General features: G+C 59.1%; 7 protein-coding genes. All 7 read left to right on the top strand.

Annotation, left to right across the window (positions count from 1 at the left end; all coding sequences use genetic code 11):
- Window positions 1–85: 85 nt before the first annotated feature.
- The 7 genes from ligD (at window position 86) to JKG68_RS30040 (ending at window position 7,683) form a co-directional block, all read left to right on the top strand.
- On the top strand, window positions 86–862 hold the full coding sequence (gene ligD / locus JKG68_RS30010) for a non-homologous end-joining DNA ligase (RefSeq protein ID WP_312891045.1): 777 nt from the start codon (window positions 86–88) through the stop codon (window positions 860–862).
- 95 nt (window positions 863–957) lie between these two features.
- Entirely contained in the window at window positions 958–1,476 is a 519-nt protein-coding gene (locus tag JKG68_RS30015) for a hypothetical protein (protein WP_202065845.1), read from the top strand.
- Window positions 1,477–1,896: 420 nt separating this feature from the next.
- Window positions 1,897–2,253: a helix-turn-helix domain-containing protein gene (locus JKG68_RS35020; protein WP_202065847.1), complete on the top strand. Its 357-nt coding sequence runs from the start codon at window positions 1,897–1,899 to the stop codon at window positions 2,251–2,253.
- A 342-nt stretch (window positions 2,254–2,595) separates the two neighbouring features.
- Entirely contained in the window at window positions 2,596–3,318 is a 723-nt protein-coding gene (locus JKG68_RS34005) for a LuxR C-terminal-related transcriptional regulator (protein ID WP_246516059.1), read from the top strand.
- A gap of 962 nt (window positions 3,319–4,280) precedes the next feature.
- Window positions 4,281–4,466 (top strand): hypothetical protein, encoded by a 186-nt coding sequence (locus JKG68_RS30030; RefSeq protein ID WP_202065849.1) that lies wholly within the window; start codon window positions 4,281–4,283, stop codon window positions 4,464–4,466.
- 67 nt (window positions 4,467–4,533) lie between these two features.
- Entirely contained in the window at window positions 4,534–4,782 is a 249-nt protein-coding gene (locus JKG68_RS30035) for an HU family DNA-binding protein (protein ID WP_376773239.1), read from the top strand.
- Between the two features lie 459 nt (window positions 4,783–5,241).
- On the top strand, window positions 5,242–7,683 hold the full coding sequence (locus JKG68_RS30040; RefSeq protein WP_202065852.1) for a PAS domain S-box protein: 2,442 nt from the start codon (window positions 5,242–5,244) through the stop codon (window positions 7,681–7,683).
- The last annotated feature ends 254 nt before the right edge of the window (window positions 7,684–7,937 follow it).

Genomic DNA, 7,937 nt, shown 5'->3' on the forward strand with positions numbered 1-7,937 from the left:
CTGTTTGCATCGCAGATGAACCCGAGCAGGAAGAGATAGGTGCTGCGGCAGTCGCTGTTAGGTCACCGCTGCCCTTTCCTTCAACATTGCCGAGCACATTCTGCCGCATATCGTGAACCGGCCTTTGTCGCTCGTGCGGTGCCCAGGAGGAATCCAGAAGGAATGCTTCTTCCAGAAACACGCATGGGCCGGTCTAGATAACGATCTGGTCCGTCGGGTTAAAGTCAGCGATGACGAGGCTGTGGCGATCCAGGACCTGGCAGGCCTTCTCGCCCTGGTTCAGGCCGGCGTGCTCGAGATCCATCCATGGGGTTCCACCTTGAAGAACCCTGAAAAGCCTAATCGCCTCGTCTTCGACTTGGATCCAGGCGATGGCGTCGGCTGGGATGCTGTTGTCCAAGGTGCGGTCGATGTACGTGATCACCTCCAAGGACTTGGTCTGGTAAGTTTAGTCAGGACCCCCGGCGGCAAGGGCCTGCATGTTGTGGTGCCAGTTCGCCCAAGTGCGTCTTGGGATGGGGCCAAAACCTTCGCAGCCGATGTCGCCGCGGCTATGGCGAAGGCGAGCCCGGCTCTCTACACCGACACGATGGCTAAACGCGCCAGAACTGGTCGAATCTTCATTGACTACCTGCGAAACGGGAGAGGGGCGACAGCTGTGGCAGCCTATTCGACGCGAGCCCGCGCTGGTGCTCCGCTGTCAACCCCGATTACATGGGAGGAACTGCCGGCGATCCGCAGCGGCAATCAGTACCGGATTGGGAACCTCGCGGCTCGGCTGTCACATCTTCATGGCGATCCATGGGCTGACTTTGGAAATGTCGATCAGATGATCCCGAAGGCAGGACGACGGCGGCGATAACACCGATTACCTTAATTCGGTCTCCTGATAAATTTAAGTAACGACCTGCCGTCTACGGTGCTGTTCCGGCACCTGCGCCGACAGGAGACACGACCATGAGAACCCTTCTGCTGGCCGCATTCGGGATCATCTTGGTGCCTTCTGCAGTTCTGGCCGACGGCCTGAACCTTGCAGGCTCACTCTGGCAGTGCACCCGCGCGTCAGATCGCACCCAATTTGTGATTACCTTCTACCCGGGCGGCGGTGTCGGCGGTGGCGAGTTCGAGAATGGCGAGGTGAGCCCCTACATCTTCGATGCCTCTCGCACTAAGCCGGGCGAGTGGCCGGGCAAGTGGGAGCAGACAGGCCGGCGCTTCACCTGGGCGTTTCCGGATCAGAGCATCCGGATCGAAGGCAGTCTGACCGAACCCGGGAAGAACGGAGCCAGGCTGACAGGCACCGAAGCCTCATCCGGCCAAAGATCGGCGATCACGTGCACGGCTCTTTCGCGACTGCCTAAAATCGGGGAGGGGCTGGTCATCCCGAAAGATAATCGTTTCATCGACCTGGACCAGGAAGACGGTGAGTTGAAGGTGCCGGCAGGCATTTCGCTGCAGGAGCCAGGGCCACGATAGGACTGGAGGCTAGTTTGACACCAGCTTTGTGCCGTACCCCCGCGGCAACGGCCAACCAAAGTGCTGCAATCCAACACGCTACATTGTTTAGCTAGAGTTTTTGACCTGATGCTATTCTCGCAGTCCCCTAATGAGGCCGAGCGTCTGTTCGCGCTTCATGAGCTCGCCATCCTCGATACGCCTCCTTCGCCTACACAATCCTGCATGAAAAATTTTTGTTGTGCCCGATGCCCCAGCCGATCGTACCTTTACTCGCAACCGCTACGTTGTTGGGGAATCTCACATCGGTTCTATGCCGGGGCTCCGCTGACGATTAGGAGAGGGTGCACCTCGGGTCCTTGTGCGTCCTGGATACGCAACCACGTGAGTTCAGCCTCGATCGAACCAGGCTCCTGAAGGGCTTGAGCCGTTTGGTGGTCGATGAGCTCTGGCTGCACCACCTTAGATGCTACGGGCCAGGCTGCCATTGAGACGCTCGCAGCGGAGGCAAGGGAAAGGCATTTCGATTTTGAGTCGACTGTGCTGCCCTCGAGCGATCAGATCCGGGCAGCCCGGGGATTGCTAAACTGGTCCATCAGACAGCTTTCCGAAGCCTCAAACGTCTCAGTGGCCTCGCTGAAGCGGATCGAAGGGCAGGGGGACACCACAGTGCGCCGGGACACCGTCGAGGCCATTGTCCGCACGTTCAGAGCGCATGGTGTCCGTTTCAGCTTCTGTGCCGATGGGACCGCCGACGTCTCTCGTTCAGGTCCGACGCGGCCAAAACAGGTCACATAAAGAGGAAGCGTCCTCACCCGCCGTTGTCAAGTAGGTGAGGAGGCCTCTGAGTCCTGAAGGCGATGGCCGCCCTCGCCCCAATAATCCTGATGAGGTAGACGGGTTTCAGCTTGGCTGGACATTTGTAGGGGAAGGGGCTTCTGCCCCGATTGGCTTAACTCCGAGGGTCATACCCTTCTGGGAACCGCCATGGTTTAGCCTCGTTAATGCCACATCACGCCTACGCTTCGGCATTCCCGGATCAGCTGGTTACACGCCAGAAGGACCTGCCTGCAGCTTGTAGGCGGACAAGGAAACGCTTTGGCGTCGGTCCAGTCTGACAAGAACAAGGGGAACCTGAACATGGACCAAGACGTCGGCTACAAAGCCCGGCCACTGGCTCTGGAAACGAGTGCTCCCGAGCAGGTAACCACCTACTTAATCTGCCAGAAAGCGCTGCTCCGCACCGGCGTCAGCTATATCCTGAAAGGCACCCGGTTCGTGTTGGTAGGGAGTGAGCCGGCCGCAGGGACGTTGCCGGAGCTTGTTCTTCTCTGCGATAGCCTCTCGCCAGACAGCGCTGCTGATAGGATCAAGCAGTTGAAGGAGCAGTATCCCGGCGCCCGTCTGGTGGCTCTCAGTGAAAACCTCGATCCTTGGATCGTTCGGGATCTCTGCACCCTCGGCCTTGACGGGTTCTGCCCAACCGGCATGTCTCAGGCGGCGATGGTCAAGGCATTGGAGTTGGTAATGCTCGGCGAGGGGTTCCTGCCGATCTCGGTGAGCTTGGCTATGCTCGAGCAATCCACCGCTCCCCGGCTGCCGACGAGCGCCGCTGCAAACAATCGTCCTGAGGTTGGAGCCAAGTTCTCGGATCGGGAGGCCCAGATCCTGCGCTTCCTGACACAAGGGGCCTCAAACAAGGTCATTGCACGGGATCTCGGGCTGGCGGAGGCCACCGTAAAGGTGCACGTCAAGGCAATCCTGCGGAAGGCCAAGGCCGCCAACCGGACCCAGGCGGCCATGTGGGCGTCTCGGCTTTTGGGCCCTGAGACGACCTCCCAGGAGGTGGAGATCGCAAATTGAGGTACCAGTGGGCGCACCGTTCAAGGATGTGTTGGTAGGATGCGACAAGAACGAGGCGGCTGAGCCGCCCCGCTCCTGTTGGAGAGCGCTGGCCAGGATCACCCTGCCAACAGACAGATGAGCCTCCCGTCCGCGATTCGCGTTCGGTAAGTGATCACAATGAGTGGAAGCAGTGGTGAGGTTATTGCCACGCCCGATTGAAGTTGGGCTTTTGTGGCTTAGGGGCCGGCCCAGAACCAAAGCCCTTGGCAGTATAGTCTTCGCGGTTCTTGAGAATGGTCGTGGCGCGGGTCACAGTGTCATCCACCGGCTTGGCAAATCCATAGACAGGCAGTCTCAGCATAGAGTGTTTTCCCTGTTTGGTGTTGGAACGGGGACGCAAACGTTACACAACACGGGACAGAACCTTGTCCTATGACATGAGTTCCAGCGATCTCCGCTTAACCCGGCTAAAGAAAAGGACCCATTCCGCTTAGGAAAGGGCCCCGTGTCGATGCCAAGGTGAGAATGGCTGGCTTTAGTCCGGCAAAGCCGGTTTTTGGTCACACCTGTCGTACCGAGGATGCTCCACTCGTACCCTAGCGGGATAGAGAACCACTTGAGCATGCGAGTTTGCGCTCTGCCAACCTCAACAGCGTCAGGACCGGGGCGGGTGCTCGGCCCAAGGAGTTTTGACGATTGGCTGCCGTAAGGAACCCGCTGAAAGGGTCAGCCAATCTGCTCGGCGGTGATAGGCCACCCTGGATCCAAATGGCGAGCCGTCGTAGGACCAAAGCCGGACGAGAGGATGAGTTTCAGCGTGGCGGGAAACAAAAAGGCCTAACCGGTGTCGGCCCTCTTCTGTGTTCTAATCCTCCAGGCTCGGCACAAGAACGCGGAAATCTGTGTCGCCCGAGGAGTAACTGCCATGCTGAAAGCCATCTGAAAGGGCCGAGTTGGTCTGAATATATGTGAAAAGCGCTATGCAACACGGCACCGATCACGATTGGCCAAAACAGGTCCGCAACAGTCTGAACGCCTCCCAGGAGCAGGTGACCCTTACCATCACGCATTCGCTGCGAAGCCTGTACGACGATCTTCTCGCGTCCGAGATGCTGGAGCATCTCCAAACTCTTATGAAGAAGCTTGAGCAGAAACACCCGCCGTAGTGCGATGCCCTATACTGAAGCTTCTCCGAGAACCACGAGAGGGGCTGATAGCCAGTAAAAACGTTATCTGGGCAGACTTGGTCCAGGCGGCGTACGCAGCGTCCGGACTTCCGCGCATGAGGCGGCGGCAGTGGTCGAGCAGGTACTCAGCGAGATCACCGATACTCTGGTGACAGGAGAAAGCGTCAAGCTTTCTGGCTTCGGAGTATTTACCGTGCGGGACAGGGCCAAGCTGGTCGGGCGAACCCCCAGACCGGGGTCGGGGTGCCGGTTGAACCGCACCGCGCCATCGCGTTTACCGCCTCCCATGTCCTGAAGGATCATGTGAACGGCCCCGGCTGAGCAGTTCCCTGTGCTCAAAAAGAAAGGGTCGCGCCCGGCCTTTTGACCGTGTTCGCGACCCGTTTGCACCCGCACTGCCCCTACGGTAAGTCTCTGTAAAGTCTTATTCTTCTTAAAACTCGATTAAGTATGCGTCGCGTTTTCAACGAGCAGATAGATGAACCGTATCGCTGGCTCGCACAATAAGGGAAAACCGAAAGCTTGGCTGTAGACCAACTACGTAGACGCTTAGCGAAAGGACAGAACATACAACAGACAGACCGAGAACAAGCCCCCCCCATCCAAATAAAAAATAAAGCTTAGACTAATAGCTGCTGCAAACCTTACAGCTGCGACAGCATTTACATTGTCCTCTCGCCAGTCCTTTGCTACCGCATCGCGAGCATTACCTAACGACAAAGAATACAGTCTTAGGGCGGGGCATATAATCGAAATGGCGACCAGCACCTTCAACGGCAGCGTTCCTGCTTGGGACGAAGTAATCCGGCTTGCTGCTCTGCAAGAACTCGAAGTTCTCGACACTCCGCCGGAGACAGCCTTTGATGACATCGTTCAGATCGCAGCCGAGGTGTGCCAAACCTCTACAGCGTCTGTTGGCTTCGTGACTGAAAACCGAAATTGGTTCAAGGCTAAGATTGGGATTGAGCAGGATGAGATCCCGTCCGATGTCTCGTTCGGCTCTTATGCCATGCGACAGGACAGGCTCGTAGTCATCAGCGATCTCAGGGAGCATCCAGAACTCCGCACCAACCCATTCGTCACCGGCAAACCGGGGCTGCGCTTTTATGCCGGCATCGCGTTGAGGAATGAGAACGGAGTGCCTCTGGGCGCCCTGGTTGTCTCAGACTCCAAAGTTCGTCCAGGTGGATTGTCGGAGGCGCAGGAGCGCACGCTGGTGGCGCTCGCCCGTTCCATCACCCGTGAGATGAAGCTCAAGCAGGCCGAGCGCGAGCTTGCGCAGAAAACCGAGATGCTGAACCGGCTGCACGCCAGTTCCGATGACTGCATCAAGGTACTCGACCTCGAAGGCTGCCTGCGCTTCCTGAACGAGGGTGGATGCCGCGCCATGGAGGTGGGAGACTTCGCACAGATCGAGGGCTGCAACTGGCTCGGCTTCTGGAGCGGCACCACCGCTGAGGATGCCCGCAGGGCGGTGCTGCGGGCTAGGACCGGCGATACCGGGCGCTTCCGCGGCTTCTGCCCGACACTGGCTGGAACGCCCAAGTGGTGGGACGTAGTGGTCACTCCGATCATGGGAAGCGACGGTAAGCCAGATGCGCTACTGTCTATCTCTCGCGACATCACCGGCGTTCAGCATGCCGAGGAGAGCCTACGCCAAAGCGAGGAGCGGCTCCGATTGGCGATTGAGACCACGGGACTGGGGATCTGGGACGTGAACTTGGTTACAAGCGAGCGGGAGTTGACGGCCGAAGCCCAGGAGCTGTTCGGCTTTGCGCCGGATACCACGATCACGCAGGAGCTCATCTTGGAGCGCATCCATCCTGACGATCGGGAGAGCGTCGTGCAGGACTTTTACAGCACCGATCGTGCACACAGTCTGACATTCACCAACACCTTCCGGATTATCCGGGCCGATACCGGCGAGGAACGCTGGATCAGCTCCCTCGGGCACACGCTCGTGGACAAGGATGATCGGCCGACCCGCAGGCTTGGCATTGCCCAGGATGTCACCCACCACATCACGGCTGAGGAAGCCCTGCGCGCCAGCCAAGACGGCCTGCTGCGTCAGACGGCTCACCTGCAGTCGATCCTGTCCACTGTGCCGGACGCGATGATCGTGTCGGATGAGAAAGGCATTATCCGATCCTTCAGTGCTACCGCCGTGAAGATGTTCGGCTACCAGCCCGAGGAGATCATCGGGACCAGCGTCAAATATCTCATGCCACTGCCCTATCGGGACAAGCACGACGGCATTATGCATCACTATCGCCAGGCCGGGGAGCGGCCACTTACGGAAAGCGGCCGAGTAGCGGTGGCCCAGCGCAAGGACGGCTCGACCTTCCCGATGGAGGTACATCTGGGCGAGATGGAGTCGGGCGGCGAGCGCTACTTCACGGCCTTCATTCGTGACCTGACGGACCGGCAGTATACCGAGAAGCGGATGCAGGAGCTGCAGACTGAGCTTGCGTATATGTCCCGCTTGACCGCTATGGGCGAAATGGGGTCGACCCTGGCCCATGAGGTCAACCAGCCGCTCACGGCCATCACCGGCTACCTGAAGGGCTGCGGCATGATCCTGGATCGCATGGACGGCGAGCACGTCCCGATGCTTCGCCACGGGATCGAGGAGGCGACGGAGGAAGCTCACCGAGCCGGCGAGGTCATCCGCCAGCTGCGGACCTTTGTGGCGCGCGGCGAGACCGACCAGGAGATCGAGGATCTGCGCAAGCTGATCGAGGAAGCGAGTGCCCTTGCTCTGGTGGGCGCCAAGGACAAGGGGGTCAAGGTTGAATTCGATCTTCCCCATGAGAGCCCCAAGGTGCTCGTCAGTCGGGTGCAGATCCAGCAGGTTCTGCTCAACCTGGTGCGCAACGCCATGGAGGCGATGCAGGAGGTTGAACAGCGTGACCTGACGATCAAAGCGGAGATGGCTGATACCGGAACGACGGTTCAGCTGAGCGTCAAGGACACGGGGACTGGGATTGCTCCCACCATCATCGAGAAGCTGTTTACGCCGTTCACGACCACGAAGAAGACCGGCATGGGCGTGGGCCTGTCGATCTGTCGGACCATCATCGAGGCCCATGGTGGGAAGATCTGGGCGGAGTCGGCGCCCAGGGAGGGGACGGCTTTCCACTTCACCCTCAAAGCGATCAAAGACGAGGAGATCGTCGAGGCGGAGCAGGGGGCGTAGGGCAGCTCCCATCGGACAGCGAGGGGAATGAAGTCTGCTGCGACGTGCGCAAAAGTGTCACAAATCTGGGTGAGCTTCCCGGTTCGGCCTTGCCCTGTTTCAGCTCGCACTGACACAGCATCCCGAGGCCGCGACGCCGACCGGCTGTGCGGTCCCTTGTGCTCGCTGCGAGCAACCGGTGTTGTCACATTAACCCGAGTATCAGAGGGAGGCGTGTAGGCAGGCCGGTATGAGCAAGTCCGTCAGCTACAAAC

Origin of the sequence: Microvirga aerilata, from assembly GCF_016743775.1 — a bacterium.
GTDB lineage: Bacteria > Pseudomonadota > Alphaproteobacteria > Rhizobiales > Beijerinckiaceae > Microvirga > Microvirga aerilata.